At 59.8% G+C, this 25588-nt stretch carries 27 protein-coding genes; 12 read left to right on the top strand and 15 right to left on the bottom strand.

The genetic code is table 11. The features are described from left to right. Window positions 1-107: 107 nt before the first annotated feature. Entirely contained in the window at window positions 108-503 is a 396-nt protein-coding gene (msrB, locus tag CRX69_RS13695) for a peptide-methionine (R)-S-oxide reductase MsrB (protein WP_047226373.1), read from the bottom strand. 220 nt (window positions 504-723) lie between these two features. Here msrB and CRX69_RS13690 point away from each other — a divergent pair, with 220 nt between their 5' ends. After that, window positions 724-1935, top strand: coding sequence for a pyridoxal phosphate-dependent aminotransferase (locus CRX69_RS13690; protein ID WP_047226372.1), 1212 nt, complete (start codon window positions 724-726; stop codon window positions 1933-1935). 299 nt (window positions 1936-2234) lie between these two features. Continuing rightward, window positions 2235-3122 (top strand): protease HtpX, encoded by an 888-nt coding sequence (gene htpX / locus CRX69_RS13685; RefSeq protein ID WP_047226371.1) that lies wholly within the window; start codon window positions 2235-2237, stop codon window positions 3120-3122. 194 nt (window positions 3123-3316) lie between these two features. Here the strand turns inward: htpX and CRX69_RS13680 are convergent, their stop codons facing one another. Then, on the bottom strand, window positions 3317-3970 hold the full coding sequence (locus CRX69_RS13680; protein WP_107322173.1) for a thiopurine S-methyltransferase: 654 nt from the start codon (window positions 3968-3970) through the stop codon (window positions 3317-3319). 104 nt (window positions 3971-4074) lie between these two features. Between CRX69_RS13680 and CRX69_RS13675 the strand changes: the two genes are divergently transcribed. Beyond that, window positions 4075-4842, top strand: a complete 768-nt coding sequence (locus CRX69_RS13675; RefSeq protein WP_047226369.1) for a DODA-type extradiol aromatic ring-opening family dioxygenase — start codon at window positions 4075-4077, stop codon at window positions 4840-4842. A gap of 184 nt (window positions 4843-5026) precedes the next feature. On the opposite strand, the gene CRX69_RS13670 is transcribed toward CRX69_RS13675, so the two are convergent. Beyond that, entirely contained in the window at window positions 5027-6700 is a 1674-nt protein-coding gene (locus CRX69_RS13670) for a DEAD/DEAH box helicase (RefSeq protein WP_047226368.1), read from the bottom strand. A gap of 338 nt (window positions 6701-7038) precedes the next feature. Next, window positions 7039-7794 (bottom strand): spermidine synthase, encoded by a 756-nt coding sequence (locus CRX69_RS13660; RefSeq protein ID WP_047226367.1) that lies wholly within the window; start codon window positions 7792-7794, stop codon window positions 7039-7041. A gap of 135 nt (window positions 7795-7929) precedes the next feature. Here CRX69_RS13660 and CRX69_RS13655 point away from each other — a divergent pair, with 135 nt between their 5' ends. Beyond that, complete coding sequence (locus tag CRX69_RS13655) at window positions 7930-9276, top strand: class II 3-deoxy-7-phosphoheptulonate synthase (protein WP_047226366.1); 1347 nt, start codon at window positions 7930-7932, stop codon at window positions 9274-9276. 133 nt (window positions 9277-9409) lie between these two features. Here the strand turns inward: CRX69_RS13655 and CRX69_RS13650 are convergent, their stop codons facing one another. Further along, window positions 9410-10639 carry a winged helix-turn-helix domain-containing protein gene (locus CRX69_RS13650; RefSeq protein WP_107322172.1) on the bottom strand — a complete coding sequence of 410 codons (1230 nt, stop codon included), beginning with the start codon at window positions 10637-10639 and terminating at the stop codon, window positions 9410-9412. 64 nt (window positions 10640-10703) lie between these two features. Next, a complete protein-coding gene (locus CRX69_RS13645; RefSeq protein WP_047226364.1) occupies window positions 10704-10925 on the bottom strand; it encodes a DUF1127 domain-containing protein in 222 nt (73 codons plus the stop codon). A 97-nt stretch (window positions 10926-11022) separates the two neighbouring features. Here CRX69_RS13645 and CRX69_RS13640 point away from each other — a divergent pair, with 97 nt between their 5' ends. Continuing rightward, entirely contained in the window at window positions 11023-11877 is an 855-nt protein-coding gene (locus tag CRX69_RS13640; protein WP_171061402.1) for a LysR substrate-binding domain-containing protein, read from the top strand. Here CRX69_RS13640 and CRX69_RS13635 read toward each other — a convergent pair. Then, the gene (locus CRX69_RS13635) at window positions 11867-12601 is read right to left on the bottom strand and encodes a sulfite exporter TauE/SafE family protein (RefSeq protein WP_047226362.1); all 735 of its coding nucleotides are present in this window, start codon (window positions 12599-12601) and stop codon (window positions 11867-11869) included. The two genes, CRX69_RS13640 and CRX69_RS13635, sit on opposite strands and share 11 nt — an antisense overlap. A gap of 161 nt (window positions 12602-12762) precedes the next feature. On the opposite strand from CRX69_RS13635, the gene CRX69_RS13630 reads away from it, so the two are divergent. From CRX69_RS13630 to CRX69_RS13620, 3 genes are all read left to right on the top strand, one after another. After that, window positions 12763-13224 carry a MarR family winged helix-turn-helix transcriptional regulator gene (locus tag CRX69_RS13630; protein WP_047226361.1) on the top strand — a complete coding sequence of 154 codons (462 nt, stop codon included), beginning with the start codon at window positions 12763-12765 and terminating at the stop codon, window positions 13222-13224. 363 nt (window positions 13225-13587) lie between these two features. After that, window positions 13588-14007 (top strand): organic hydroperoxide resistance protein, encoded by a 420-nt coding sequence (locus tag CRX69_RS13625; RefSeq protein WP_047226360.1) that lies wholly within the window; start codon window positions 13588-13590, stop codon window positions 14005-14007. 35 nt (window positions 14008-14042) lie between these two features. Beyond that, window positions 14043-15056, top strand: coding sequence for an alpha/beta hydrolase (locus CRX69_RS13620; RefSeq protein ID WP_107322171.1), 1014 nt, complete (start codon window positions 14043-14045; stop codon window positions 15054-15056). Between the two features lie 208 nt (window positions 15057-15264). Here the strand turns inward: CRX69_RS13620 and CRX69_RS13615 are convergent, their stop codons facing one another. Then, the gene (locus CRX69_RS13615) at window positions 15265-15834 is read right to left on the bottom strand and encodes an elongation factor P (protein WP_003199385.1); all 570 of its coding nucleotides are present in this window, start codon (window positions 15832-15834) and stop codon (window positions 15265-15267) included. A gap of 48 nt (window positions 15835-15882) precedes the next feature. Beyond that, a complete protein-coding gene (gene earP / locus CRX69_RS13610; RefSeq protein ID WP_107322170.1) occupies window positions 15883-17016 on the bottom strand; it encodes an elongation factor P maturation arginine rhamnosyltransferase EarP in 1134 nt (377 codons plus the stop codon). A gap of 124 nt (window positions 17017-17140) precedes the next feature. On the opposite strand from earP, the gene CRX69_RS13605 reads away from it, so the two are divergent. Together CRX69_RS13605 and CRX69_RS13600 are read left to right on the top strand one after the other, a co-directional pair. Continuing rightward, window positions 17141-17527, top strand: a complete 387-nt coding sequence (locus CRX69_RS13605; RefSeq protein WP_092458927.1) for a cytochrome b family protein — start codon at window positions 17141-17143, stop codon at window positions 17525-17527. A 2-nt stretch (window positions 17528-17529) separates the two neighbouring features. Beyond that, window positions 17530-18012 carry a GreA/GreB family elongation factor gene (locus CRX69_RS13600; RefSeq protein ID WP_047226356.1) on the top strand — a complete coding sequence of 161 codons (483 nt, stop codon included), beginning with the start codon at window positions 17530-17532 and terminating at the stop codon, window positions 18010-18012. A 10-nt stretch (window positions 18013-18022) separates the two neighbouring features. Here the strand turns inward: CRX69_RS13600 and cysB are convergent, their stop codons facing one another. From cysB to CRX69_RS13580, 4 genes are all read right to left on the bottom strand, one after another. Next, window positions 18023-18997, bottom strand: coding sequence for an HTH-type transcriptional regulator CysB (gene cysB, locus CRX69_RS13595; protein ID WP_018603112.1), 975 nt, complete (start codon window positions 18995-18997; stop codon window positions 18023-18025). A gap of 111 nt (window positions 18998-19108) precedes the next feature. Further along, window positions 19109-19609, bottom strand: a complete 501-nt coding sequence (locus CRX69_RS13590; protein ID WP_047226355.1) for a universal stress protein — start codon at window positions 19607-19609, stop codon at window positions 19109-19111. Between the two features lie 96 nt (window positions 19610-19705). Next, a complete protein-coding gene (locus tag CRX69_RS13585; RefSeq protein ID WP_047226354.1) occupies window positions 19706-20611 on the bottom strand; it encodes a 5'-nucleotidase in 906 nt (301 codons plus the stop codon). Between the two features lie 21 nt (window positions 20612-20632). Further along, a complete protein-coding gene (locus CRX69_RS13580; protein WP_107323260.1) occupies window positions 20633-21586 on the bottom strand; it encodes a putative 2-dehydropantoate 2-reductase in 954 nt (317 codons plus the stop codon). Window positions 21587-21879: 293 nt separating this feature from the next. Between CRX69_RS13580 and CRX69_RS13575 the strand changes: the two genes are divergently transcribed. After that, complete coding sequence (locus CRX69_RS13575; RefSeq protein ID WP_003199364.1) at window positions 21880-22956, top strand: 3-deoxy-7-phosphoheptulonate synthase; 1077 nt, start codon at window positions 21880-21882, stop codon at window positions 22954-22956. Window positions 22957-23093: 137 nt separating this feature from the next. Here the strand turns inward: CRX69_RS13575 and CRX69_RS13570 are convergent, their stop codons facing one another. Further along, window positions 23094-23375: a GNAT family N-acetyltransferase gene (locus CRX69_RS13570; RefSeq protein ID WP_047226353.1), complete on the bottom strand. Its 282-nt coding sequence runs from the start codon at window positions 23373-23375 to the stop codon at window positions 23094-23096. Between the two features lie 632 nt (window positions 23376-24007). Between CRX69_RS13570 and oprI the strand changes: the two genes are divergently transcribed. Continuing rightward, a complete protein-coding gene (oprI, locus tag CRX69_RS13565; protein ID WP_011335311.1) occupies window positions 24008-24259 on the top strand; it encodes an outer membrane lipoprotei OprI in 252 nt (83 codons plus the stop codon). 126 nt (window positions 24260-24385) lie between these two features. Here the strand turns inward: oprI and CRX69_RS13560 are convergent, their stop codons facing one another. Next, window positions 24386-25357 (bottom strand): L,D-transpeptidase family protein, encoded by a 972-nt coding sequence (locus tag CRX69_RS13560; RefSeq protein WP_047226352.1) that lies wholly within the window; start codon window positions 25355-25357, stop codon window positions 24386-24388. Window positions 25358-25588 lie beyond the last annotated feature (231 nt).

Genomic DNA, 25588 nt, shown 5'->3' with positions numbered 1-25588 from the left:
ATACCCGCATCACAGATTGTGGGAGCCAGGCTTGCCCGCGATGAAGGCGACACGGTCTTTCAGAGATCGAGGTGCCTTCATCGCGAGCAAGCTTTGCTCCCACAGAGTTACCCTCGGGGCACCAGATCCAGGCACACCGAATTGATGCAATAACGCAAGCCCGTGGGTGGCGGGCCGTCAGGGAAGACGTGGCCCAGGTGCGCGTCACATTTGGCGCAGACCACTTCGGTGCGGATCATGCCGTGGCTGACATCGCGCACTTCCACCACTGCGCTGCCTTCGATCGGCGCGTAGAAACTGGGCCAGCCGCAACCGGAATCGAATTTGGTCTGCGAATCGAACAATGGCTCGTTGCAGCAGATGCAGTGGTACACACCATCAGTCTTGGTGTCGTTGTATTTACCGGAGAATGGCCGTTCGGTGCCCTTTAGCCGACAGACGTTGTACTGCTCCGGGTCAAGCATGGCGCGCCATTCTTCAAGGGTTTTCTGCAACTTTTCCATCGTCCTACCTCGGCAATTGAAAAAGCCCGATCCGACGCTTTTCCGCAGATCGGGCGGCACGTATGATTGCGCCTCGTCAGGCGCCAGTCTGGCAGTCACGTCATGCGCATTCAAACGGATTGTCACGCATGTACCGCGTCAAGCCTGGGCACAGACGCAGGATCCCCAGTACGGTAGTTCACTCGCCGCCTGGATCGTTCATTTTCGGGAACACATCGCCATGCAGGTCAGCAAATCGAACAAGCTCGCCAACGTCTGCTACGACATTCGCGGCCCGGTGCTCAAGCACGCCAAACGCCTGGAAGAGGAAGGCCATCGCATCCTCAAGCTGAACATCGGCAACCCGGCACCCTTTGGTTTCGAAGCGCCCGATGAAATCCTCCAGGACGTTATCCGCAACCTGCCGACTGCCCAGGGCTACAGCGACTCCAAGGGCCTGTTCAGCGCCCGCAAGGCCGTAATGCAGTACTACCAGCAGAAACAGGTCGAAGGTGTCGGCATCGAAGACATCTACCTGGGCAACGGCGTGTCCGAACTGATCGTGATGTCGATGCAGGCCTTGCTCAACAACGGCGATGAGGTGCTGGTGCCGGCCCCGGACTACCCATTGTGGACCGCCGCCGTGAGCCTGTCGGGCGGCAATCCGGTGCATTACCTGTGCGATGAACAGGCCAACTGGTTTCCCGACCTGGCGGACATCAAGGCCAAGATCACCCCGAACACCAAGGCACTGGTGATCATCAACCCGAACAACCCCACTGGCGCGGTGTACTCCAGAGAGGTCCTGCTGGGCATGCTGGAACTGGCTCGCCAGCATAACCTGGTGGTGTTTTCCGACGAGATCTACGACAAGATCCTGTACGACGATGCCGTGCACGTCTGTACCGCTTCCCTGGCGCCGGACCTGTTGTGCCTGACCTTCAACGGCCTGTCCAAATCCTATCGGGTGGCGGGTTTCCGCTCCGGCTGGATCGTTATTTCCGGTCCCAAGCATCACGCCCAGAGCTACATCGAAGGCATCGACATGCTGGCCAATATGCGCCTGTGTGCCAACGTACCGAGCCAACACGCAATCCAGACAGCGCTGGGTGGCTACCAGAGCATCAACGACCTGGTCCTGCCCCAGGGCCGGTTGCTGGAGCAACGCAACCGTACCTGGGAATTGCTCAACGACATTCCTGGTGTCAGTTGCGTCAAGCCAATGGGTGCGTTGTACGCCTTTCCGCGGATCGACCCGAAGGTCTGCCCGATCCACAACGATGAAAAATTCGTCCTCGACCTCCTGCTGTCCGAAAAGCTGCTGGTGGTCCAGGGCACGGCGTTCAACTGGCCATGGCCGGATCACTTCCGCGTCGTGACCCTTCCCCGGGTCGACGACCTGGACCAGGCCATTGGCCGGATCGGCAACTTCCTCAAGTCCTACCGCCAGTAATCCAGGTGGCGTGCGAGGGGACGACTCGCACGCTGTTTGATTCAGCAACACATCCGTTTCGCCCGTTGCGGCAGGCCTTCTACACTGAAGGCGCGGCAGACGGTGCGCGGCGCGACTCAACGTTCACGGGGTACGGGCGCTCCTTTTCTTTTCCGCGGTCACTTTCAGAAAAGTCTTTCAAACATTTGCGACGCGTGTAGGACACAGTTTGAAATAGTCGGCGTGTTGAATAGCCTGCGGCGGCACCTTATATACCCCGCATAACGCTACATCTTTAGCATGAGGAGATTTCCACAACCATGATGCGCATCCTGCTGTTTTTGGCCACTAACCTGGCGGTCGTGCTGATTGCCAGCATCACCCTGAGCCTTTTTGGCTTCAACGGGTTCATGGCGGCCAACGGGGTTGACCTCAACCTCAGTCAGCTGCTGATCTTCTGTGCGGTGTTCGGTTTCGCCGGTTCCCTGTTCTCGCTGTTCATCTCCAAGTGGATGGCGAAGATGAGCACCAGCACCCAGATCATCACTCAGCCGCGCACTCGCCACGAACAATGGCTGCTGCAAACCGTCGAGCAGCTGTCACGCGAAGCCGGCATCAAGATGCCGGAGGTGGGCATCTTCCCAGCCTACGAGGCCAACGCCTTCGCCACCGGCTGGAACAAGAACGACGCGCTGGTCGCCGTCAGCCAGGGCTTGCTCGAGCGGTTTTCGCCGGATGAAGTCAAGGCTGTGCTGGCCCATGAGATCGGTCACGTCGCCAACGGCGACATGGTGACGCTGGCGCTGATCCAGGGCGTCGTGAACACCTTCGTCATGTTCTTTGCCCGCATCATCGGCAACTTCGTCGACAAGGTGATCTTCAAGAATGAAGAAGGCCAGGGCATCGCCTACTACGTGGCGACCATTTTCGCCGAGTTGGTATTGGGCATCCTCGCCAGCGCCATCGTCATGTGGTTCTCGCGCAAACGTGAGTTCCGCGCAGATGATGCCGGCGCACGCCTGGCTGGCACCAGCGCCATGATCGGCGCCCTGCAACGCTTGCGTGCCGAGCAAGGTTTGCCGGTACACATGCCCGACACCCTCAATGCCTTTGGCATCAACGGTGGCATCAAGCAAGGCCTGGCTCGCATGTTCATGAGTCACCCGCCACTGGAAGAGCGTATCGACGCACTGCGTCGTCGCGGCTGACAGGTTCAAGCTTCAAGAAAAAGCCCGCAGCGATGCGGGCTTTTTTTCTGCCTGATTTATGAGTTGCCTGGTCTGGCCCCATCGCGAGCAGGCTCGCTCCCACAGGGCGTCTTCGGCGAGCGCCAATTCACAGTTCGCAACGGATCAACTGTGGGAGCGAGCCTGCTCGCGATAAGGCCAGCGGGCACGCCACATCAACGACTGGAAACCCGATACACCCGCTCATCCAGCCTTTTGACCCCAGCCTGCAAGAACTTCCAGCTTTCCCCCAGCACATCCTGCTCCTGCAATACCTCCAGCCGCCAGACCTCGCCCAGCAGCCTCTGCACTTCGTCATCCCCTACGGAAAACGGCGGGCCAGGCATTTCATCCTGTGAGTAATCCAGAGTAATGAGCAATCCGACACACTGCGGCAGAATCTTCTGCAGATGAGCCGCATACCGCTCCCGCATCGGCCCAGGCAGGGCGATCAATGCAGCGCGATCGTACAACGCCGTGCAATCGCTCACATCCTCCGGGCTCAGGGCAAAGAAATCACCGCAGCGGATTTCAATGTCAGCGGCACGGAACACCTTGAATGCGCCCTCTTCACTCACGCTCGGCTCAAGCTGATGCTCAAGGAAGAAATCCGCGGCGGCTTTTTCCGACAGCTCCACCCCCAGTACCGAATACCCCTGTTGGGCAAGCCACAAGAGGTCGAGCGTCTTCCCGCATAGGGGCACCAGCACCCGACTGCCCTGCTCAACCCCCAGTTGCGGCCAGAAACGTTGCAGATAGGGATTCACCTCTGGCAAATGAAAACCGATCTGATTCGTTGACCAGCGCTTGTGCCAAAACTCAGGCTCCATCACTCACTCCAGAAAAACCGATTAAAACGGGCTAAAACTTATATTAGATTTAGATCATAGACCTGACAGAAGATGGCGACATCTTAACGCTCAGGAGTCCGTTCATGCTGCCCAGCCTGTTTATCTCCCATGGCTCACCGATGCTGGCCCTGGAACCCGGCGACAGCGGCCCGGCACTGGCTCGCCTCGCCGCGCAACTGCCCACACCCAAAGCCATCGTCATCGTGTCCGCGCACTGGGAAAGCAGTGAACTGCTGGTCAGCGCCAATCCGCATCCACGGACCTGGCACGACTTCGGCGGCTTCCCGCCGGCTCTGTACGAGGTGCAATATCCGGCGCCGGGCGATCCACAATTGGCGGGGCAAGTGGCGGCCCTGCTCAACGCCGCACACCTGCCGGCACGCCTGGACACAGAGCGACCCTCCGATCATGGCGTGTGGGTGCCGTTGTCCTTGATGTACCCCAAGGCCGAGATTGCCGTCGTGCAGATCTCCCTGCCCAGCCGACAAGGGCCGGCGCTGCAAACCCAGGTCGGCCGGGCCTTGGCGAGCCTGCGCCAGCAAGGCGTGTTGCTGATCGGCTCAGGAAGCATCACCCATAACCTGCGCGACCTGGACTGGAACGCCGGCCCCGAAAGCATTGAGCCCTGGGCCAAGGCTTTTCGTGACTGGATGGTGGAGAAATTGGCAGAGGACGACGAAGCCGCGCTGCATGATTACCGTCGCCAGGCACCCCACGCCGTGCGCAGCCATCCCAGTGACGAGCACTTGTTGCCGTTGTATTTTGCCCGGGGTGCGGGAGGTGAATTCAGCGTTGCCCATCAGGGGTTCACCCTGGGGGCTTTGGGGATGGACATCTATCGGTTTGACTGATGAACCGAGTCGCGTTCAATCGCGAGCAGGCTCGCTCCCACATTTGACTGCATTTACCTGTGCCACTGTGGGAGCGAGCCTGCTCGCGATGGGCTCGCCCTGAAAAGACACCCAGCTTCAGGCAAAAAAAATCCCCGAACCAGTCGGGGATTTTTTATGTTCGATCAATCAGCCCGAGAGCGGATCAATCTTCGCGATAGCGACGCAGTTTAAGCTGCTTGCCGGCGACACGAGTGTCCTTCAGTTTGGTCAGCAACTTCTCCAGACCATCTTCCGGCAGCTCTACCAGGCTGAAGCTGTCACGTACCTGGATGCGACCGATGGCCTCACGAGCCAGACCGCCTTCGTTGAGGATGGCGCCCAGCAGGTTCTTGGCCGCGATGCCGTCACGGGCACCCAGCGCAGTACGGCAGCGCGCACGGCCTTCGGCCAGCGGGATCGGCGCACGACGCTCGCGATCACCACGGTCCGGACGATCACCGCTACGCTCTGGACGATCGCCACGCGGTGCGTTGTTCGGCACCAGTGGACGTTCTTTCTCGATCGCAGCGAGGGTCAGCGCCTGGCCATTGGTGGCCTTGCGCAGCAGAGCAGCGGCCAGGGCACGTGGGGTGCAACCGATGTCGGCGGTCAGGCGATCGAGCAGATCACCGTGGGTCGATTCGGCGTCAGCCACCAGTGGCGACAGGCTGTTGGTGAGCTTCTTGATGCGGGCATCGAGAACTGCCTGGGCGTCCGGCAGGCGAACCTCGGCGACCTTCTGACCGGTTACACGCTCGATCACTTGCAGCATGCGGCGCTCACGCGGGGTGACCAGCAGCAGTGCACGACCTTCGCGACCGGCACGGCCAGTACGGCCGATACGGTGAACGTAGGATTCCGGATCGTAAGGCATGTCCACGTTGAACACGTGGGTGATGCGCGGAACGTCCAGGCCACGGGCGGCAACGTCAGTGGCCACAACGATGTCCAGACGGCCATCCTTGAGGGAGTCGATCACACGCTCACGCTGGTTCTGGGCAATGTCACCGTTCAGCGCAGCGGCTTTGTAGCCTTTGGCTTCCAGGGCGCTGGCCAGGTCCAGGGTCGCTTGCTTGGTACGTACGAACATGATCAGGGCGTCGAAATCCTCGACTTCCAGCAGGCTCAGTACGGCCGAGGTCTTCTGGTCGGCGTGAACCAACAGGTGAGCCTGTTCGATCGCGGTGACGGTCTGGGTCTTGGTCTGGATCTTTACGTGTTGCGGATCGCGCAGGTGGCGCTCGGCAATGGCGCGGATCGACTGCGGCAGAGTGGCCGAGAACAATACAGTCTGACGGGTCGCTGGCAGGGCCTTGAAGATGACTTCCAGGTCATCCATGAAACCCAGCTTGAGCATTTCGTCGGCTTCATCGAGAACCAGGTGGTTCACGGTGGCCAGGACTTTTTCGTCACGACGCAGGTGGTCGCACAGACGGCCCGGAGTGGCGACAACAATCTGCGCGCCGTTACGGATGGCTTTGAGTTGCGGGCCCATTGGAGCGCCGCCGTAAACAGCCACAACGGTTACACCAGGCATCTGCTTGGAGTAGGTTTCAAAAGCGGTTGCTACTTGCAGCGCCAACTCACGAGTTGGCGCCAGGATCAGGGCTTGCGGTTCGCGCTTAGCAGGATCGATGCGATGCAGGATCGGCAGGGCGAACGCGGCGGTTTTACCCGTACCGGTTTGCGCCTGACCAATCATGTCGTGACCGGCCATGATGATCGGGATCGATTGCTGCTGAATAGCCGAAGGTTCTTCGTAACCGGTCGCAATGACGGCTGCAAGAATGTTCGGATTAAGATTAAAAGCGACGAAGCCGCCGGTTTCCTGGGTCATGGGTCTGCCTCTAAGTGCATCCGCAAAGACCCATGCTCCAAAGCTGCGCATGCCGTGTTGAGACTCAAGAGTCGCCCTGGCTGCTTTGTCGGCGGGGATTTGCGAAAACGAATGAATGAAAAAGAACGTCGTGGAAGCATCCGTTGTGCGGACATGCAACCGAAGCTGGCTTCGGGGAATTGCGCTACCTTGACGCGGCCCGGCTAAAGGCCGGCGCGCACTATACCGGAAATCGCCCGAAAAGGGAGATTTTTTATTGCCAAACCCGGTTATGGGACTGGCTGTCATGGGCGTCGGGACAACCGGCTTAAACGATTTACCTTCCGACAGCTTGCCTATCAAGTCGCCGGACGAATGGCCTTGATCAACGACTGCAACGAATAACCCAGCCGCGGCGCCAGCCCTTCGGCCCGGGCGACCAGTCCTTGCATGTCCAGTTCCTGGTCCAGATCCGCCGGCACGATCAGGATGACATTGCCTTCTTTAACCGGCAGCTCCCAGTAATGCCGGTGGTACAAGCCGCGCAGCAGCGCCGCGCCCAATGGCTTGCCGTCGTCGGTGGCCCATTGGTTGATCACCAGCCAGCCGCCGGGGTTGAGGCGTTTCTGGCAGTTCTCCAGAAAACCCCAGGCCAGGTGCCCGACGCCAGGGCCGACGTCGGTATAGAGGTCGACAAAGATCAAATCCGCAGGCTCGGCGGTTTCAAGCAGCTCCAGGGCATCGCCGACGCGGATGTACAGCCGCGGATCGTCGTCCAGCCCCAGGTATTGGATGGCCAGGCGCGGCACATCGGGGCGCAGTTCGATGGCTTCGACATCTTCCAGCGGCAGAAACTTGAGGCAAGCCTGGGTCAGCGTCCCGGCGCCCAGCCCAAGAAACAGCGCGCTTTCCGGCTGCTCGTGGCACAACGCGCCAATCAACATGGCGCGGGTGTAATCATATTCGAGCCAGCTCGGGTCGGCCGTGAACACGCAGCTCTGTTCGATGGCATCGCCAAATTCCAGAAAACGGTAGTCCGCCACTTCGAGAACCCGGATAACACCGAACTCGTCATGCACTTCGGCGAGCAAATGCTCGACGCGCTCCTCTGTCATTTCATCTCCTGTGGCTGCGCTGACCCTGAACATAACCGGGGCAAAAGCGCGATTGTCCGCGAAGCGACGCAAACAGGTCACGCACTAATTTGCTGATAACATGGCAGCCCGAGCGTAAACCACCTAGAGATCATGATGAGCCAACCCTGGAGCCCTGACAGCTGGCGCGCCCTGCCGATCCAGCAGCAACCCCAATACCCCGACGCGGCGCATTTGCTGCAGGTCGAGCAGACCCTGGCCAGTTATCCGCCGCTGGTGTTTGCCGGTGAAGCCCGGGAGTTGCGCCGTCAGTTCGCCGAAGTCACCCAAGGCCGGGCCTTCCTGCTGCAGGGCGGCGACTGCGCCGAGAGCTTTGCCGAGTTCTCGGCGGCGAAGATCCGCGACACCTTCAAGGTGTTGCTGCAAATGGCCATCGTCATGACCTTCGCCGCCGGTTGCCCGGTGGTCAAGGTCGGTCGTATGGCCGGACAGTTCGCCAAACCGCGCTCGGCCAACGATGAGACGATTGGCGGGGTAACCCTGCCGGCCTATCGCGGCGACATCGTCAACGGCATCGGCTTCGACGAAAAAAGCCGCGTACCGGACCCGGAGCGGCTGCTGCAGTCCTACCATCAGTCCACCGCCACCTTGAACCTGCTAAGGGCCTTCGCCCAGGGCGGATTCGCCGATCTGCATCAGGTGCACAAGTGGAACCTGGACTTCATCGCCAACTCGGCCCTGGCTGAGAAGTACAGCCACCTGGCCGACCGTATCGACGAAACCCTAGCCTTCATGCGCGCCTGCGGCATGGACAGCTCGCCGCAATTGCGCGAAACCAGCTTCTTCACCGCCCACGAAGCGCTGCTGCTCAATTACGAAGAAGCTTTCGTGCGCCGCGACAGCCTGACCAACGACTACTACGACTGCTCGGCCCACATGCTGTGGATCGGTGACCGCACCCGTCAGTTGGACGGTGCCCATGTCGAATTCCTGCGCGGGGTGAACAACCCGATCGGCGTCAAGGTCGGCCCGAGCATGAACCCCGACGACTTGATCCGTCTGATCGACGTGCTCAATCCGGACAATGATCCGGGGCGGCTTAACCTGATCGCGCGAATGGGCGCGAACAAGGTCGGCGATCACCTGCCGCAGCTATTGCGCGCCGTGCAACGAGAAGGCAAGCAGGTGCTGTGGAGTTCGGACCCGATGCACGGCAACACCATCAAGGCCAGTAGCGGTTACAAGACCCGGGACTTCGCGCAAATCCTCGGGGAAGTGAAACAGTTCTTCCAGGTTCACGAAGCCGAGGGCACCTATGCCGGGGGCATCCACATCGAAATGACCGGGCAGAACGTCACCGAGTGCATTGGCGGCGCGCGGCCGATCACCGAGGACGGGCTGTCGGACCGTTACCACACTCATTGCGATCCGCGGATGAATGCCGATCAGTCGCTGGAACTGGCGTTTTTGATTGCCGAGACGTTGAAGCAGGTGAGGCGGTGAGTCAGTAAGTCATTCGCCGTTTGTTGGATTGCTATCGCGAGCAGGCTCGCTCCCACATTGACCGCGGCGTTCACAAATCCTGTGTTCACCAAAGGTCAACTGTGGGAGCGAGCCTGCTCGCGATGAGGCCAATTCAGTCACCCCCCACCTCAGCCAACGCCCCCGCCAACCGAACCCCACCCGCCCGAGCGCAATTGAGCTGGACCCGCGCCAACCCCAGCCAGTCGGCCAAGCGTCGCAGGTTCAGCGCCAAAGCCTGCATCCCTTCCTCGTCCAGCCCCGGCGCCTCCTCGTGCACGGCATGCACCGCCAATCGACCCAAAGCCCGCTCCGCCCGCAGATCCACCCGCGCGGCGATACGTTCGTTGTGCAGGAATGGCAGCACGTAGTAGCCATACACCCGCTTGTGAGCCGGGGTATAAATCTCCAGCCGATAACGGAAATCGAACAGCCGCTCGGTACGGCTACGCTCCCAGACCAATGAATCGAAGGGCGACAACAACGCACTGGCCGCCACCTTGCGGGGAATCTTCGCGGTGGGTCGGCACCAGGCCGGTTGCTTCCAGCCTTGCACCTGGCAGCGCACCAGTTCACCGGCCTCCTCCAGTTCGGCCAGTCGTCCACGGCTATCGGCCGGATCGAGTCGAAAATAGTCGCGCAAATCTTTCTCGGTGCCCACACCCAAGGCTTGGGCGGCATGCAGCAGCAAGGCGCGCTGAGCCTGGGGCTCGTCAGGCAGCGGTTGTTGCAGGACCGAGGACGGAAACACGCGTTCCGGCAAGTCGTAAAGCCGCTCGAAGCCCCGCCGCCCCGCCACCGTCACTTCACCCGCCGCGAACAGCCATTCCAGCGCATGCTTCTCGGCGCTCCAGTCCCACCAGGGGCCGGCCTTTTCCTGGCGCGTGGACAAGCTGCCCGCCCCCACCGCACCTTGCTCGCGGACCGAAGCCAGTACGCGGCGAATGACATCCTGACGCTCCTGACCGAACTGCGCCAACTGTCGATAAATGCCCTCACCGCGGGACGCACGCTCCATGCGCCAGCGCATCAGCGGATACATCGCCAGCGGCAGCAATGAGGCTTCATGACCCCAGTATTCGAACAGCGTACGACGTCGACCCTGGCTCCAGGCTGCCTGGTCGAGCAAATCAGAGGTGTAGTGACCGAGACGGGAAAACAGCGGAAGGTAGTGCGAACGCACCAATGCATTGACCGAATCAATCTGCAGGACGCCGAGGCGCTCAATCAGGCGGTTAAGGCGCGCCGGTTGCACCGAAGCTGACGTCGGCCGCCCGTCGAATCCTTGGGCGGCCAGCGCCAGACGCCGGGCCTGTTTGAGGGTAAAGGACAGAGTCGCGGGCATGAAGATCTCCTTGTCTGCTCGCAACCTACCTCACCATTAAGCGGTTTGTGTAGGGAAGGATGGCTCATTTGTGCATCGGGTCATCCCAGAATGGCCGAACCACTTCCTTTTCGACGTCGGCACGGCTGACGCCGATGTCCTTGAGCGCCTCATCGCTCATTCCGGCAAGCAGTTCACGTTCGTGGTGCAATTCGTACCAGCGGCTAAACTTGTGCAGCAGAGCGCTGATGGAAAAACCATGGGATGAGAGTTTTTCTATCAGTAGATAACCTTTTTGACCTTTCATCGTGATGTCCTCCGTTGGGGATGGCTCAAGTCTCACGCTAACGCTAAGATCAATCCAACGAATGTTTCTTATGCAATACATCTCGGAGATTGATCAATTGTCGAGTTACCCGAGCATCGATACGGAAGTGCTGCGTACCTTTGTCGCCATCGCTGACCAGGGCGGTTTCACCCGTGCCGGTGAGTTGGTCAATCGCACCCAGTCCGCCGTCAGCATGCAGATGAAGCGACTGGAAGAGGATGTATTGCAGCGGCGGCTGTTCGAGCGTGACGGGCGCCAGGTCAAGCTGACCGCCGAAGGCCAAGTGTTGCTCGGCTACGCCCGACGGATCCTCAAGCTGCACAGCGAAGTGTTCAACACCCTGCGTGAGCCGCACATGGTCGGCACGGTGCGCATCGGCACCCCGGACGATTATGTGATGCGTTTTTTGCCGGGGATCCTGCAGCGCTTCGCCCAGTTCTATCCCTTGATCGAAATTGAAGTGCACTGCGAGTCGTCCAAGCAGTTGCTGCTGCGCCAGGATCTGGACCTGTCCATCGTCACCCGTAAACCGGGGGACGAAATCGGCCAGTTATTGCGCAAGGAGCGCTTTGTCTGGGCCGAAGCGGCATGCTTCAACGTCCACGAACAAACACCGTTGCCGCTGGCGATGTTCAACAGTGATTGCTTCTGCCGGCAATGGGCCTGCAATGCACTGGATGCCATGGGCCGCGATTATCGCGTGGCGTACAACAGCTCGAGCCTGTCGGCGCTCATGGCAGTGGTTGGCGCGGGCCTGGCGATCACCGCGCAACTGGAAAGCCTGCTGACCCCGGACATGCGCGTGCTGGGCGAGGCGGAAAACCTGCCGCAGTTGCCCGAAGCGAGCATCATGCTGATCCGCAACCTGCATAATCCGTCGCCGATCACCGAGTGCCTGGCCGAGCACATCGTCGAAGGTTTCAAACTTTAAAGGCGAGCAAGATCGCGCACAGCACCAGGAAACCGCAGAACAGCCCGCGCAGCAGCCGCTCCGGCATGGCGTGGGCGACTTTTACCCCCCAACTGATACTGAGCAGGCCACCAGCGGCCAGCGGCAGGCCGATCCACCAGTCCACTTGGTGATGCACCGCATACGTGGCGAGGGTCACACCAGTACTGGGCAAGGCCAACGAGAGAGACAATCCCTGGGCGACCACCTGACTGGTACCGAACAGGCTGGTCAGGAACGGCGTCGCGACGACCGCCCCGCCGACACCGAACAATCCGCCCATGGTCCCCGACGCCGCCCCCAACACGGCGAGCCACGGCCAGCCATAACGCATCTGCGCCGAAGCCGGGGGGCTGGCGGCAAACATGCGAATCAGGTTGTAGGCCGCCAGCACGATCAGGAAGGCCACGAAGCCGATTCGCATGCTTTGCGCGTCGATACCCACCGCCCAGATCGAGCCAAGCCAGGCAAAGCAAAAACCCATGGAGGCCAGTGGCAGTACATGACGCATTTCAATGCGATTGCGCTGGTGGTAGCGCCACAAGGCGAGCATCACGTTTGGCACGACCATCACCAGGGCCGTGCCCTGGGCGATCTGCTGATCGAGGCCGAACAACAGGCCCAGCACCGGAATGGCGATCAACCCGCCACCAATCCCGAACAATCCCCCCAAAGTGCCCAATGCGGCACCGAACGCCAGATACATCACACCTTCGATCACAGCCGATTCCCCCTTGATCAGGGCGCTTATCCTACGCAGTCGGCGCTCGCGGGGGAACGCAACTTCCGATCAGAACGTCAGAATTATCTGGCGCATTAAAGGTTCGCCCGCTAGATTCGTAGCGATCATTGATTGAAGGTTCTGCCATGAGCACCCAACGCGACACCCCCGACCCCTGCGAAGCCCTGTTGCTCGACAACCAGGTGTGCTTCGCCCTGCACTCCACGTCGCTGCTGATGACCAAAGTCTACAAGCCGCTGCTGCAAGCCCTGGGCCTGACTTATCCGCAGTACCTGGCGATGATGGTGCTGTGGGAAAAGGACGGCCTGACTGTCGGGGAAATCAGCAACCGCCTGCTCACCGATCCGGGTTCACTGACCCCGTTGCTCAAGCGCCTGGAGGCCGAGGGCTTGCTGAGCCGCACCCGCAGTCGTGAGGATGAACGCGTGGTCATCGTCGAGCTCACCGAACAGGGACGCGCCCTGCAGGAAAAGGCCCTCAACATTCCCCAGTGCATTCTCGGCGCCAGTGGCCAGACCCTGGAGCAATTGAAGAAGCTGCAGCATGACCTGCAAGAGCTGCGCGGGAATTTGCAAGACAGCCTCTGAAACGCAGCCTGTCCAGCAGCACCGTCAACTGCCCCAACGCTATCGCGAGCAGGCTCGCTCCCACAACGATCTGTGTTGAACACAAAAAGTGCGTCCACCAAAGATCAAAATGTGGGAGCGAGCCTGCTCGCGATGGCACCAGTCCGATCACCTCCTGACCCCCTTCGCCCCTCCCTGAAAAAAAATTTTCAGCTGATGAAACCGCTCTAACTCAAGGGATCTACGCCGTTTGAGCGAGCGAAATTCAATTCCCCTTAAAAATTTATCTTGCGCGCAAAATATTAGCGCTATACATTTGCCTCACACCTACTTAGCGCACAAACATTTAGCGCTGCAACAGCAACCAAAACCGAGGCTCTCACCATGCAAACGCTCTACACCGCAATCGCAACTTCCACCGGTGGCCGTGATGGTCGTGCAATCTCCAGCGACAACATCCTGGACGTCAAACTCGCCACCCCCAAAGAACTCGGCGGTGCAGGCGGCGCGGCAACCAACCCGGAACAACTGTTCGCTGCCGGTTACTCGGCCTGCTTCATCGGTGCCCTGAAATTCGTCGCAAGCCAAAGCAAGCGCAAGATTGCGGATGACGCCTCGATCACCGCCCATGTCGGTATCGGCCAGATTCCCGGTGGTTTCGGCCTCGACATCGACCTGCACATCAGCTTGCCCGGTCTGGACCTGGCCGATGCACAGAGCCTGGTGGACGCAGCTCACCAAGTCTGCCCGTACTCCAACGCCACTCGTGGCAACGTCGATGTGCGCCTGCACGTCACCGTTTAACCAACACCTTCCAGCCTGCACTTAAGGAGATGCACATGAACACCTTCAGCAAAGCCTTGACCGGCACCCTTCTGGCACTGAGCGTCGGCAGCGCGTTCGCCGACGGCATCGTGGAACACAACACCCAGGCGTTTCTCGACGCGCTGAATGCCGGCACCGGCAAGCCATTGGAGCAACTGTCGCCCAAGGACGCCCGCGCGGTACTGGTCGGCGCCCAGGCTGGGGTGAAACTGAGCTTGCCCAAGGCCGACGTCAGCGAAAAAACTATTGAAGTCGATGGCCAGCCGATCAGCCTGACCATCGTCCGGCCGGCCGGCGTCAAGGGTGAGCTGCCGGTGTTCATGTTCTTCCACGGCGGTGGTTGGGTATTGGGAGATTTCCCAACCCACGAACGGTTGGTTCGGGATCTGGTGGCCGGATCAGGTGCCGTCGCGGTGTTCGTCAACTACACGCCTTCGCCGGAAGCGCATTACCCGGTAGCGATCAACCAAGCCTACGCCGCGACGAAATGGGTGGCCGAGCATGGTAAGCAAATCAATGTCGACGGCAAGCGCCTGGCCGTGGTGGGCAACAGCGTCGGCGGCAACATGGCAGCGGTCGTGGCGTTGATGGCCAAGGACAAAGGTACCCCGGAGATCAAATTCCAGGCCTTGTTGTGGCCGGTGACCGATGCCAGCTTCGAGACGGCGTCCTACAACCAGTTCGCCGAGGGACACTTCCTCAGTAAAAACATGATGAAGTGGTTCTGGGACAACTACACCACCGATGCCGGGCAACGCAGCGAGATCTATGCCTCCCCGTTACGCGCCAGCACCGCGCAACTCAAGGGCCTGCCGCCCGCGCTGGTACAGACCGCCGAGGCCGACGTGTTGCGCGATGAGGGTGAAGCCTACGCCCGTAAACTGGACGCGGCTGGCGTGCCGGTCACGGCGGTGCGCTACAACGGCATGATTCACGATTATGGTTTGCTCAATGTGGTGAGCCAGGTGCCAGCGGTGCGTTCGGCGATGTTGCAGGTATCCCAAGAACTGAAACAACATCTGAAGTGACTTGTGGCGCAACCCTGTGGGAGCAAGGCTTGCCCGCGATGAACACAGCGCGGAACCGAGGCGTCTGGATCGCGAGCAAGCTTTGCTCTCACAGGGCAGGATTAAATCCCCTCGCCACCGTCTCCATCCTGCCCTCTGTCTGAACATAATCCGCAGGCATGAAAAAGCCCGACTCAATGGTCGGGCTTTTTCATACACAAGACTTCGCTTATTTAGCGCGGCCTTTGTAGGAACCGCCTTCGCGGGTATCGATCTCGATCATGTCGCCGATTTCGATGAAGTCAGCAACCGACAGCTCGGTACCGTTCTTCAGTTTGGCAGGCTTCATTACCTTGCCGGAAGTGTCACCGCGAGCGGAACCTTCGGTGTAGTCAACCTGACGCACGATGGTGGTCGGCAGTTCTACGGAGACCAGACGCTCTTCGAAGAACACGGCTTCGCAGACGTCGGTCATGCCTTCTTCGATGAACGGCAGAACGCTTTCGATGTCTTCGGCGTTCAGCTCGTACATGGTGTAGTCAGTGGTGTCCATGAACGTGTAGGTGTCGCCGCTGATGAAGGACAGGGTCGCTTCTTTGCGGTCGAGGATCACGTCGTCCAGTTTGTCATCGGCGCTGTAGACGATCTCGGTTTTGTAACCGGTCAGCAGGTTCTTCAGCTTGGTCTTCATGATCGCGCTGTTACGACCCGACTTGGTGAACTCAGCTTTCTGAACCAGCCAAGGATCGTTTTCGAGACGGATCACGGTCCCGGGTTTCAGTTCTTTACCAGTTTTCATTGCGAATATCCGAATTTGGATGGGATTTACAAAAATCTAGGCCGCGTATCATATCCAATTTACATAAAACTTCACCAGCGCTGCGGCAAGATCGGGTCGCGAGGCCTGTTCCAGACACCATGCCTGGGCATGATCAAGTAGTTCCTGCTGCTGTTGATCGACCATTTTCCAATGTTCGGCCATGTCTTGGCCAGCATTCCAGGATCGCCAGAGACCGCTGATCGCTTTTTCAGCCGGCTCCGAAAGGCCGTGGGTGTACAGCCGGAGGAATGCCTCGAGTTTTTCCAGATGAACGTCTTCTTCCTGCTGGTAGATATGCCAGAGCAGCGGCCGACCCGCCCATTGGGCGCGCACGAAGGAGTCTTCACCCCGCACGGCGTTGAAATCGCAGCACCATAGCAGTTGATCGTACTGATCCTGGCGGACGAACGGCAGCACCTGCACCGTCAGGGCACCACGTTGCTGTACCGCACCGGCCTTCAGGCCATCGATGCCCAGCCAACGCTGGACATCGCCGAGCACCCGACCTTCGGGGATCAATACATGAGAGGCCTGGGTATCGGTCGCCATGGCATCGAACCAACTGGCAAGCCCGGCGTTTTCGTAGGCAAACAGCGAGATCAGGCGCGAGCCCGGCGTCCGATGGACGCCCAACGCCTCCAGGAAAATCCGTTGCGCCTGGGCATCCTGCTGAAACTGCCGACGCCGCTCCAGCAGGCCGGCTTCACGCAGCAGCCCACCCGTGCCCTCCCGGAAGCCCGGAAAAAAGAAATATTTCTGCACGTGCTTGTATTTGACCGAGGGCAATCCGTGGCACCCGATCACCCAGTCTTCCGCACTCAGGTAATCGAGGTTCATCCACAACGGCGTGGTCTGCCGCTCGGCCATCGCATCCATGTAGGCGCTCGGCAACTGGCAGGCAAACGCGGCGATGACTACATCGGCGGCGTCGGTGAACGGCCAGACCTCAGGCCAATGGCAGACTTGCACACCCTGCTGCCATTGCTCGGACAGCGTGATGTCGATTTGCGGACACAGTCGTTCAAAGGCCCGCAAGTCATCGACCCATAGCCGCACCGCACATTGATGCTCGGCCACCAATTGCCGAGCCAGGCGCCAAGTGACGCCGATGTCGCCAAAGTTATCGACGACGGTGCAAAAAATATCCCAGCGCACGGTCATTCCCGAATCCCTGTGGCAAAGGCCTGATTGTCCCGCATTAAACCGATGATGCAGAAGAGCCGACGGCGATTAATCTTCATGCGACAATCGCCGCCTATCACGTGTTCATTGCCAGGAAGCAGCCATGTCCGATCACCCGCCAGCGCCACGCCTTACAGCCTTGCAATTGACCGTCAGCATTGCCCTGGGCCTGTGGCTGGGGTTTCTCGCCATCGTATTGACCGGTTGGCTGCTGTCCAGATTCCTGTTCAACGAACAACTGGCGCCAGTGGCCGCGGCCGTGCAGCAACTGGGGCAACCACCGGCGGTGCAACCGGCCCCGGAACCACCAACCCCCATGTTCGAGCAGTACCAGCAAAATCTGCAACGAAACGAACAACGACAAGCCCTGGATCAAGCCCGCAGCGATCCTCGCAACCTGTCCAACCCCAAGTGTCAGTTCTGGTTGCAACAGGACCAGAACGCGCCCAGTGAAAAGAGCCGGGCCAACGTTTTGCAGTTTTGCGATTGATCATGAACAAACAGATCGTTCACCAACTGATTCTCGACAAACTCAGGATTGACCTGGGTATCGCTGAGCGCGCCGCGCAGACGGCCTACGAAACCGCGACCCACGAGGAAAACATCGCCGAGAACAAATACGACACCCTGGGTCTTGAAGCGTCTTACCTCGCTGCCGGGCAAGCCAGGCGTGTCGAAGAAATCCGCCAGGCCCTCGCCCTCTGCCAGAACCTGATACTCCGGCCCTACGACGAACAGCGCGGCATTCAGATTGGCACCCTGATCGGGCTGGCGGATGAAGATGACCGCCAGCAATGGTTGTTTCTGGGACCGGATGCCGCGGGCTTGAAAGTGTCGCTGGTGGGCCAGCCGATCACCGTCATCACCCCTCGCTCGCCGCTGGGACGAAGCCTGCTGGGCAAGTTCGAAGGGGATGAAGTAGAGATCGTCGTCGCAGGCGCCCGGCAACAGTTCGCTGTCACCGAGGCGATCTAGCACTCACTGTTCAGTGCACCGGTAATTCCACACCGTCGAACAGCTCTTCGAGTTCCTGCTTGTTGTGGCACTGGATGGCCTTGGCCATGACTTCCCGGGTCAGGTGTGGCGCGAACTTTTCGATAAAGTCGCACATGAAGCCACGCAGGAAGGTGCCGCGCCGGAAACCGATCTTGGTCACGCTGGACTCGAACAACTCGCTGGCATCCAGCACCACCAGATCGCCGTCCAGCTTGGTATCGACGGCCATTTTCGCCACGATGCCCACGCCCAGGCCAAGGCGGACATAGGTCTTGATGACGTCGGCGTCGGCGGCGGTGAACACCACTTTCGGGGTCAGGCCGCGGTGGCTGAAGGCTTCGTCGAGTTTCGAACGGCCGGTAAAACCGAACACATAAGTCACGATGGGGTATTCGGCCAAGGCTTCAAGCGTCAACTTTGGCAGCTTGGTCAGCGGATGGCCCTGAGGCACAACCACGCAGCGGTTCCAGCGGTAGCACGGCATCATCACCAGATCGCCGAACAGTTCCAGAGCCTCGGTGGCGATGGCGAAATCCACGGTGCCGTCCGCCGCCATTTCGGCGATCTGCATCGGCGAGCCCTGGTGCATATGCAAGGCCACGTCCGGGTATTGCTTGATGAAGTTACTGATCACCGGAGGCAGTGCATAACGGGCCTGGGTGTGGGTGGTGGCAATCGACAGCGTGCCTTTTTTCTCGTTGGAAAATTCCTGGGCAATCTGCTTGATGCTTTCGACCTTGCGCAGGATCTCCCCGGCCGTGGTGATGATGCGCTCACCGGCCGGAGTCACGCGGGTCAGGTGCTTGCCGCTGCGGGCGAAAACTTCGACACCCAGCTCATCCTCCAACAGGCGGATCTGCTTGCTGATGCCGGGTTGCGACGTGTAGAGGCTTTGGGCAGTAGCGGAAACGTTGAGGTCGTGGTGCGCCACTTCCCAGATGTAGCGCAGTTGTTGAAGCTTCATATGTATCCCTCAAAGCAGTTGGACGCCACGGGCATCAGCGACGGTATATAACTATATGAATGGTTGCATCAATTAATCTAGAACTTTTTATAAAAAAGCCACTACTTTGCCTCAAGCCTCCCCCTGACGTCGCCGCTGCACCAACGGCACCAGGTAGACCGGTACCCGGGATAACTGCAATACCCGCGCAGCGGTCCTGCCCAGCGGCGTTTCACCGCTCGCCCCTTGGCAGTGACTGCCTACGATCAGCAAATCCACAGAGAGTTTCGCAGCCTGATCGAGAATGACCTGGGATGGATCGCCCTGGAAAACCCGCACCGACTTGATCAGCTTCAAGTCCTGCTGCCCCTCACCCAACTCTTCACGAAAGCTGTCGAGCACCCGCTGCTCAATGTTGGCCATCACCGTATTCAGACCCTGGCGATGAAATTCGTTCAGCGCTTGCTCATCGAGATAACTTTGCAACACCGACTCCGCGAACAGCCCCATTGGCTCTACCGCGTGCACCACATACAACTCGGCTTCGAACGTCCGTGCCAACGCCAAGGCATGCTGCATCACATAAGGGGCGTAAAGTCCCAGGTCTGTGGCGTACAGCATCGAACGAATCATGTGACCTCCTCGCGTGCCAGAATGGCGGAGATGGATTCAGCTTAGCAGCGCCTTGAGGAGTACGACGTCCAGCGTAACGCCCTAAACAACGGGCAGTCAGAGCTTCACTTCATTGCTGATGCCGTGAGGCACATGCCCCGTGGCGACCACCTCGCGAGCCAGTTCGCAGTGGCCGGTCTGGTCGTCGAAAAAGACGTCGGCGGCGAAGGCTTCGAGAAATGCCGATTTGGTCAGGCCACCGAGAAACAGCGACTCATCCAGACGAATGTCCCATTCGCGCAACGTCCGGATGACGCGCTCGTGGGCCGGCGCCGAACGGGCAGTGACCAGCGCCGTGCGAATCGGACAGGCGTCTTCGGGGAACTCGCGTTGCAGTGCATTGAGTGCCGCCAGAAACCCCTTGAACGGCCCGCCTCGCAGCGGCTCACGAGCCGCTTGCCGTTCGCTGGCCTGGAATGCAGCCAGGCCGCCGCTCTGATAGACACGCTCGGATTCGTCGGAAAACAGCACCGCATCGCCGTCGAAAGCGATACGCAGTTCCTCGCTGGCGGCGCGGCTGGCGCCACCCGACAGAATGGTCGCAGCGGCGAATCCGGCGTCCAGGGCACTGCGCACATCTTCAGCGTGGGTGGACAGAAAAAGATCACAGCCGAACGCCTTCAGATAAGGGTAAGGACTGCGGCCGCCGACGAACGCCGCGCGGGAAATCGCCAGCCCGTAATGATGAATCGAGTTGAACACCCGCAGGCCGGTGTCGGCGCTGTTGCGCGAAACCAGAACTACCTCGACTCGCGCACGCCCCAGATGCTCGTTGAGATTCAGCAGCTTTTGTACGAGAGCGAAGGCGTCGCCGGGTTCGAGGACTTCGTCCTCATGCTCAATCTGATATTGCCGGTAAGCCTCGACGCCGCCCGACAGATACACCTTATGGCTGTCACTCAGATCGAACAGCGCCCGCGAGGAAATCGCCAGCACCAGTTTGTCGTCGATGTTGTTTGCCATGTCGCTCCCCCTTTCGCCTGATCAGCGGTTTCGTCGGTCCATAAATGCCAACGCCTGATACAAGGCTTCGATTTTCGGCAGCTCACAACCGGCTTTTTTCGCCGCCGCCAATGGTCGGCTGTAAATAGCCTCCAGCTCCAGCGCGCGCTGGTGGGAATAATCGTGATACATACTCGGCCAGTAGTCGGGCATCTTTTCGGTCATCGCAAACAGATACTCGGCATAGCCCGGCGCAATCTGGTGACCGCAAGCCTGAGCACCCCGCACCACCTCCCCCATCAGGGCCTGGATCAAGCCTCGGCTGTCACTGTCGGCCATCAACGGCGTGGTACTGGCACCCAACAGAACCGAAAGACCGTTGTAGGGCACGTTCCACACCAGTTTCTGCCAGCGCGCCTGCCGCAGGTCGGGCATGGCCTGGGAATCCAGGCCGGCGGCACGGAACAGCCCGGCCCCCTGCTCGACAATCGCCATGCGTTGCGCCTGATCGTGGCAAGGACCGCTGTGGTAACCGAGGTTGACTGCACCGAGGGCCTGGTGGGCAATGACGCCAGGACCGACCCGATGCACACAGATCAGGCACAGGCCGCCCAGCAGATGCAGCGAATCGGGCAGCAACGGTCGGAGGTCGTCCTCAACATCCAGGCCATTTTGCAGCAACAGGACTTTTGCACCCTGAGCGGCAGCTTGAATGATGGCCGGGACCAGGTCAGCATTGCTGGTGGTCTTGGCACCGACCAGTAGCCAGTCGCAGGGCGGCATGTCCGCCGCCGAACGATACGCCTGGACCGGGTTGAGCGTCAGGGCGCCATGAACCGCGCTGTCGACTCGCAAGCCGCCCTCGGCCACCGCCCCAAATTCGCTGCGCAGTAAAAAATGCACGTCAAAACCGGCGCGAGCCAGCATCACGCCATAGAACCCACCGATCGCACCGGTGCCGATCATCCCGATCCGCGGTTTAACGCCTGCCTGCATCATTGCCACTCCTCAGCTAACAGTCCCTGCGCATCATTACATAGGTGCGGGCCAACGTGGCGAGACAGCCGGGTTCCGCCGGGCCGGTTAACGCTCGGGCGCAGCAGGTCCTTTTGTGAAGGCTGCGCCGTCAAGCGCGAGCAAGCTCCCCCGCCGCAATTAACCCGTCCCTGCCCATTGTCGAGCAACCTCGTAACGCGCTAAGGTTCCGCTCCCCGACGCGCTTAAATCCGCTGTGCACCGCCGCGCGGGGATCGCTGGCGGCCGGCACCCGTGACCTGACGAGTAACACGATGGCTGATTTACCGATCAATGACCTTAACGTCGCCTCCAACGAGACCCTCATCACGCCTGACCAGCTCAAGCGCGATATCCCCCTGAGCGACGCTGCACTGCGCACCGTGACCAAGGGCCGGGAAGTCATTCGCAACATTCTCGACGGCACCGACCATCGCCTGTTCGTGGTCATCGGGCCCTGCTCGATCCATGACATCAAGGCCGCCCACGAATATGCCGAGCGCCTGAAAGTGCTGGCGGCGGAAGTTTCCGACACCCTTTACCTGGTGATGCGGGTGTATTTCGAAAAGCCGCGCACCACCGTCGGCTGGAAAGGCCTGATCAACGACCCGTACCTGGACGACTCCTTCAAGATCCAGGATGGCCTGCACATCGGTCGCCAATTGCTGCTGGACCTGGCCGAAATGGGCCTGCCCACCGCCACCGAAGCCCTGGACCCGATCTCCCCGCAATACTTGCAGGACCTGATCAGTTGGTCGGCCATCGGTGCGCGGACCACCGAATCCCAGACTCACCGTGAAATGGCCTCCGGCTTGTCCTCGGCCGTGGGTTTCAAGAATGGCACCGACGGCGGCCTCACCGTGGCGATCAACGCCTTGCAGTCGGTTTCCAGCCCTCACCGCTTCCTGGGCATCAACCAGGAGGGTGGCGTATCGATCGTCACCACCAAGGGCAACGCTTATGGTCACGTGGTGCTGCGCGGTGGCAACGGCAAACCGAACTACGATTCGGTCAGCGTCGCGCTGTGTGAGCAGGCACTGAACAAGGCCAAGATCAAACCGAACATCATGGTCGACTGCAGCCACGCCAACTCCAACAAGGATCCGGCGCTGCAACCGCTGGTGATGGAAAACGTGGCCAACCAGATTCTGGAAGGCAACCAGTCGATCATCGGCCTGATGGTCGAAAGCCATTTGAATTGGGGCTGCCAGGCGATCCCCAAGGATCTGGCGGACTTGCAGTACGGTGTGTCCATCACCGATGCCTGCATCGACTGGAGCGCAACCGAGAACACCCTGCGCAGCATGCATGCCAAGCTCAAGGACGTGTTGCCTAAACGTCAGCGTGGCTAAAAGGATCGCAGCCTCGTTGCACTCGACGGCGCCTAGGCCGGCTATGTGTAGGCGAAGGCTGCGACCTTTGCTCTTTTCAAGGCTAAAAAAAACGCCGGGCTTTTCAGCCCGGCGTTTTTATTGGGGAATCCGTAAGGTCAGAGCTTGGCCGCGTGACGCTGGTGACGCTCCATGTAGCGCTCCACGTAGGAGCAGGACGGGATCACCGTGTAGCCCATTTCGTCGGCGTATTGCAGCGCCCTTTCGGTCAGCGCCGCCGCAATGCCGCGTCCGCGCAAGGCATTGGGCACGAAGGTGCGATAGATATCCAGGGTCTGTTTGCCCAGGTCCATATAAGTCAGATAGGCACGATGACCGTCCACATTGGTCTCGAACTGATGACCAGCCTGGTCATGGTGGATGGACAACGCCTCGCTCATCACTACTCCTCGCGGGTCTGAATGCTGACCCCTACCTTACCGATGTTTTTCCGGCGAAGGAACATCTACGCCACCCCGTGCCTGTCTGGTCACCGAGCGCCAACACCCACCGCTCAACCCCGAGCACGTCGTGAATAGTAGGCACCAATGACGCAAATGCTCAAGGCACGCCCGTCAATGGGGGTAAAACCCGGTCGGGTTTATCGATTGAGCGCCACCGTCACGCGCTAGTCGGCCAAGGCGCAATAGCTGAACATCGCCAGTTGTTGAGTCGTGAGACGAGCGCCGGTTATTAAAGTCACCGCCAACACCAATAAAGATAGCCGCCCCCCTGAGCAAAAAACGCTCAAAAGTGTAGACGAATCAATAAACAACGACGTTAACGGCTTAAGGAAAGTTCTCCCGCGCACGGAACTTTTGCTCAATGACGCGCTCAAGCCAGGTGCCGGAGGCTGCATATTTTTTAAACAACACCCCAAAAAGTTGCTCGAAAAAGAATCACCGCCTACAATTTTTTTGCTTCTTGCGCGACGTCAGTTTACTTACTACAAGTAATGGGTAGTATGTACGCCGGCTAACTCCTCGCTGTGAGGAGACAGTCACTTAATAGAAAGTCCTTGAAGGGGAACACGATGAACAACGTTCTGAAATTCTCTGCTCTGGCCCTGGCCGCAGTTCTGGCTACCGGTTGCAGCAGCGCATCGAAAGAAACCGAAGCACGTCTGACTGCTACCGAAGACGCAGCAGCTCGCGCCCAAGCTCGTGCAGACGAAGCTTACCGTAAAGCTGATGAAGCTCTGGCTGCTGCTCAAAAAGCACAACAGACTGCTGACGAAGCTAACGAGCGTGCTCTGCGCATGCTGGAAAAAGCTAGCCGCAAGTAATAGTCCTCCGGGATTGTTATCGAGCCGACCCATTTTTTGGGTCGGCTTTTTTATTGCCCGGCGTTTCCCCAGGCGATAAAAAACCCGCCGACATCGCGAAACGCCGGCGGGTCTCTATTGCAGGTTTTACTGTTGCAGATCGATCGGCGCGCTGGAGACCATCGGTGCCGAAGTATTCGGAACGGCGATCTCGACCGGCAGGCCGTCTTCGGCCGCCACCACATCACGCACAACATCCCAGTCCATGCGCAGGTTGCTGGTGATGTCCTCACGCTTGAGCATCGTGTTGATCACCGCGGTGTGCTTGTCCACCACCGATGGGTTGCCGTTGTCGTCCAGCGGCGTGTGGGCCTCCAGATAAACCTTCCCGCCGCTCACACCCAGCTTGTAGGGATCGTTGATGATCCGTACCGAGGTGCCCACCGGCACCATGCCGGCCATCTGCAGTACGTTGTTGTTGAACATGCGGAAGCAGCCGTGGCTGGTGCGCATGCCGATGCCGAACTTCTTGTTCGAACCGTGGATCAGGTAACCCGGGGTGCCCAGGGTGAACTTGAACGGACCCAAGGGATTATCGGGACCGGCCGGCACCACGTTCGGCAACGGATCGCCGTCGGCGGCATGCTCAGCCTTGATCGAGGCCGGCGGAGTCCAGGTCGGATTCGGGGTCTTGGCAATAATGCTGGTGTGGGCGATCGGCGATCCCCAACCTTCACGGCCAATGCCCAGCGGGAAGGTGTAGACCACATTCCGGCCCTTGGGGAAGTAGTAGAGACGGTACTCGGCGAGGTTGATCACGATGCCTTCGCGCGGGCCAGGCGGCAGGATGAAACGGGTCGGCAGCACGACCTCGGTGCCCGCACCCGGCAACCAGGGATCGACGCCCGGGTTGGCAGCGACCATCTCGGTGTAGCCCAGGTCGTAGGTAGTGCCCAGGTCGGCGAAGGTGTCTTCGTATTTGGCCTTGATGACCTGCACCTGGCCAACAATGTCTTCGCCTGGCGGTGGCAGAGGCAGCTCCAGGGCGGCAACGGGACCAGCCATGCACAGGGCGGCAAGAGACAGGCAGCGGGTGACGGCAGGCAAGCGCAGCAACATCCGGGAAATCCTTTGCAGGTCGAACAGAGGGTATGAAGACTGTGATTGTACACCGCCCCCCGTTATTTCGGGGAGGGCGACAATGAGGCGTCCGATGCCTAGCATGTCTGGAGACTGAAATAAAAACCTGTGGGGGCGAGCCTGCTCGCGATAGCGGCGGCACATCCAACATCAATGCAAGCAGGCCCACCGCCATCGCGAGCAGGCTCGCTCCCACAAGGGGCATGCCGG

The sequence above is a fragment of the Pseudomonas rhizophila genome, from assembly GCF_003033885.1.
Classification (GTDB): domain Bacteria; phylum Pseudomonadota; class Gammaproteobacteria; order Pseudomonadales; family Pseudomonadaceae; genus Aquipseudomonas; species Aquipseudomonas rhizophila.
The sequence above is the reverse complement of the archived record's forward strand: the minus strand, read 5'-3'. Positions and strand labels throughout refer to the sequence as shown.

Excerpts from the sequence above, each read along its gene's own strand:
- msrB (WP_047226373.1), bottom strand. The coding sequence starts at position 503 with ATGGAAAAGTTGCAGAAAACCCTTGAAGAATGGCGCGCCATGCTTGAC.
- CRX69_RS13690 (WP_047226372.1), top strand. The coding sequence starts at position 724 with ATGCAGGTCAGCAAATCGAACAAGCTCGCCAACGTCTGCTACGACATT.
- htpX (WP_047226371.1), top strand. The coding sequence starts at position 2,235 with ATGATGCGCATCCTGCTGTTTTTGGCCACTAACCTGGCGGTCGTGCTG.
- CRX69_RS13680 (WP_107322173.1), bottom strand. The coding sequence starts at position 3,970 with ATGGAGCCTGAGTTTTGGCACAAGCGCTGGTCAACGAATCAGATCGGT.
- CRX69_RS13675 (WP_047226369.1), top strand. The coding sequence starts at position 4,075 with ATGCTGCCCAGCCTGTTTATCTCCCATGGCTCACCGATGCTGGCCCTG.
- CRX69_RS13670 (WP_047226368.1), bottom strand. The coding sequence starts at position 6,700 with ATGACCCAGGAAACCGGCGGCTTCGTCGCTTTTAATCTTAATCCGAAC.
- CRX69_RS13660 (WP_047226367.1), bottom strand. The coding sequence starts at position 7,794 with ATGACAGAGGAGCGCGTCGAGCATTTGCTCGCCGAAGTGCATGACGAG.
- CRX69_RS13655 (WP_047226366.1), top strand. The coding sequence starts at position 7,930 with ATGAGCCAACCCTGGAGCCCTGACAGCTGGCGCGCCCTGCCGATCCAG.
- CRX69_RS13650 (WP_107322172.1), bottom strand. The coding sequence starts at position 10,639 with ATGCCCGCGACTCTGTCCTTTACCCTCAAACAGGCCCGGCGTCTGGCG.
- CRX69_RS13645 (WP_047226364.1), bottom strand. The coding sequence starts at position 10,925 with ATGAAAGGTCAAAAAGGTTATCTACTGATAGAAAAACTCTCATCCCAT.
- CRX69_RS13635 (WP_047226362.1), bottom strand. The coding sequence starts at position 12,601 with ATGTATCTGGCGTTCGGTGCCGCATTGGGCACTTTGGGGGGATTGTTC.
- CRX69_RS13630 (WP_047226361.1), top strand. The coding sequence starts at position 12,763 with ATGAGCACCCAACGCGACACCCCCGACCCCTGCGAAGCCCTGTTGCTC.
- CRX69_RS13625 (WP_047226360.1), top strand. The coding sequence starts at position 13,588 with ATGCAAACGCTCTACACCGCAATCGCAACTTCCACCGGTGGCCGTGAT.
- CRX69_RS13620 (WP_107322171.1), top strand. The coding sequence starts at position 14,043 with ATGAACACCTTCAGCAAAGCCTTGACCGGCACCCTTCTGGCACTGAGC.
- CRX69_RS13615 (WP_003199385.1), bottom strand. The coding sequence starts at position 15,834 with ATGAAAACTGGTAAAGAACTGAAACCCGGGACCGTGATCCGTCTCGAA.
- earP (WP_107322170.1), bottom strand. The coding sequence starts at position 17,016 with ATGACCGTGCGCTGGGATATTTTTTGCACCGTCGTCGATAACTTTGGC.
- CRX69_RS13605 (WP_092458927.1), top strand. The coding sequence starts at position 17,141 with ATGTCCGATCACCCGCCAGCGCCACGCCTTACAGCCTTGCAATTGACC.
- CRX69_RS13600 (WP_047226356.1), top strand. The coding sequence starts at position 17,530 with ATGAACAAACAGATCGTTCACCAACTGATTCTCGACAAACTCAGGATT.
- cysB (WP_018603112.1), bottom strand. The coding sequence starts at position 18,997 with ATGAAGCTTCAACAACTGCGCTACATCTGGGAAGTGGCGCACCACGAC.
- CRX69_RS13590 (WP_047226355.1), bottom strand. The coding sequence starts at position 19,609 with ATGATTCGTTCGATGCTGTACGCCACAGACCTGGGACTTTACGCCCCT.
- CRX69_RS13585 (WP_047226354.1), bottom strand. The coding sequence starts at position 20,611 with ATGGCAAACAACATCGACGACAAACTGGTGCTGGCGATTTCCTCGCGG.
- CRX69_RS13580 (WP_107323260.1), bottom strand. The coding sequence starts at position 21,586 with ATGCAGGCAGGCGTTAAACCGCGGATCGGGATGATCGGCACCGGTGCG.
- CRX69_RS13575 (WP_003199364.1), top strand. The coding sequence starts at position 21,880 with ATGGCTGATTTACCGATCAATGACCTTAACGTCGCCTCCAACGAGACC.
- CRX69_RS13570 (WP_047226353.1), bottom strand. The coding sequence starts at position 23,375 with ATGAGCGAGGCGTTGTCCATCCACCATGACCAGGCTGGTCATCAGTTC.
- oprI (WP_011335311.1), top strand. The coding sequence starts at position 24,008 with ATGAACAACGTTCTGAAATTCTCTGCTCTGGCCCTGGCCGCAGTTCTG.
- CRX69_RS13560 (WP_047226352.1), bottom strand. The coding sequence starts at position 25,357 with ATGTTGCTGCGCTTGCCTGCCGTCACCCGCTGCCTGTCTCTTGCCGCC.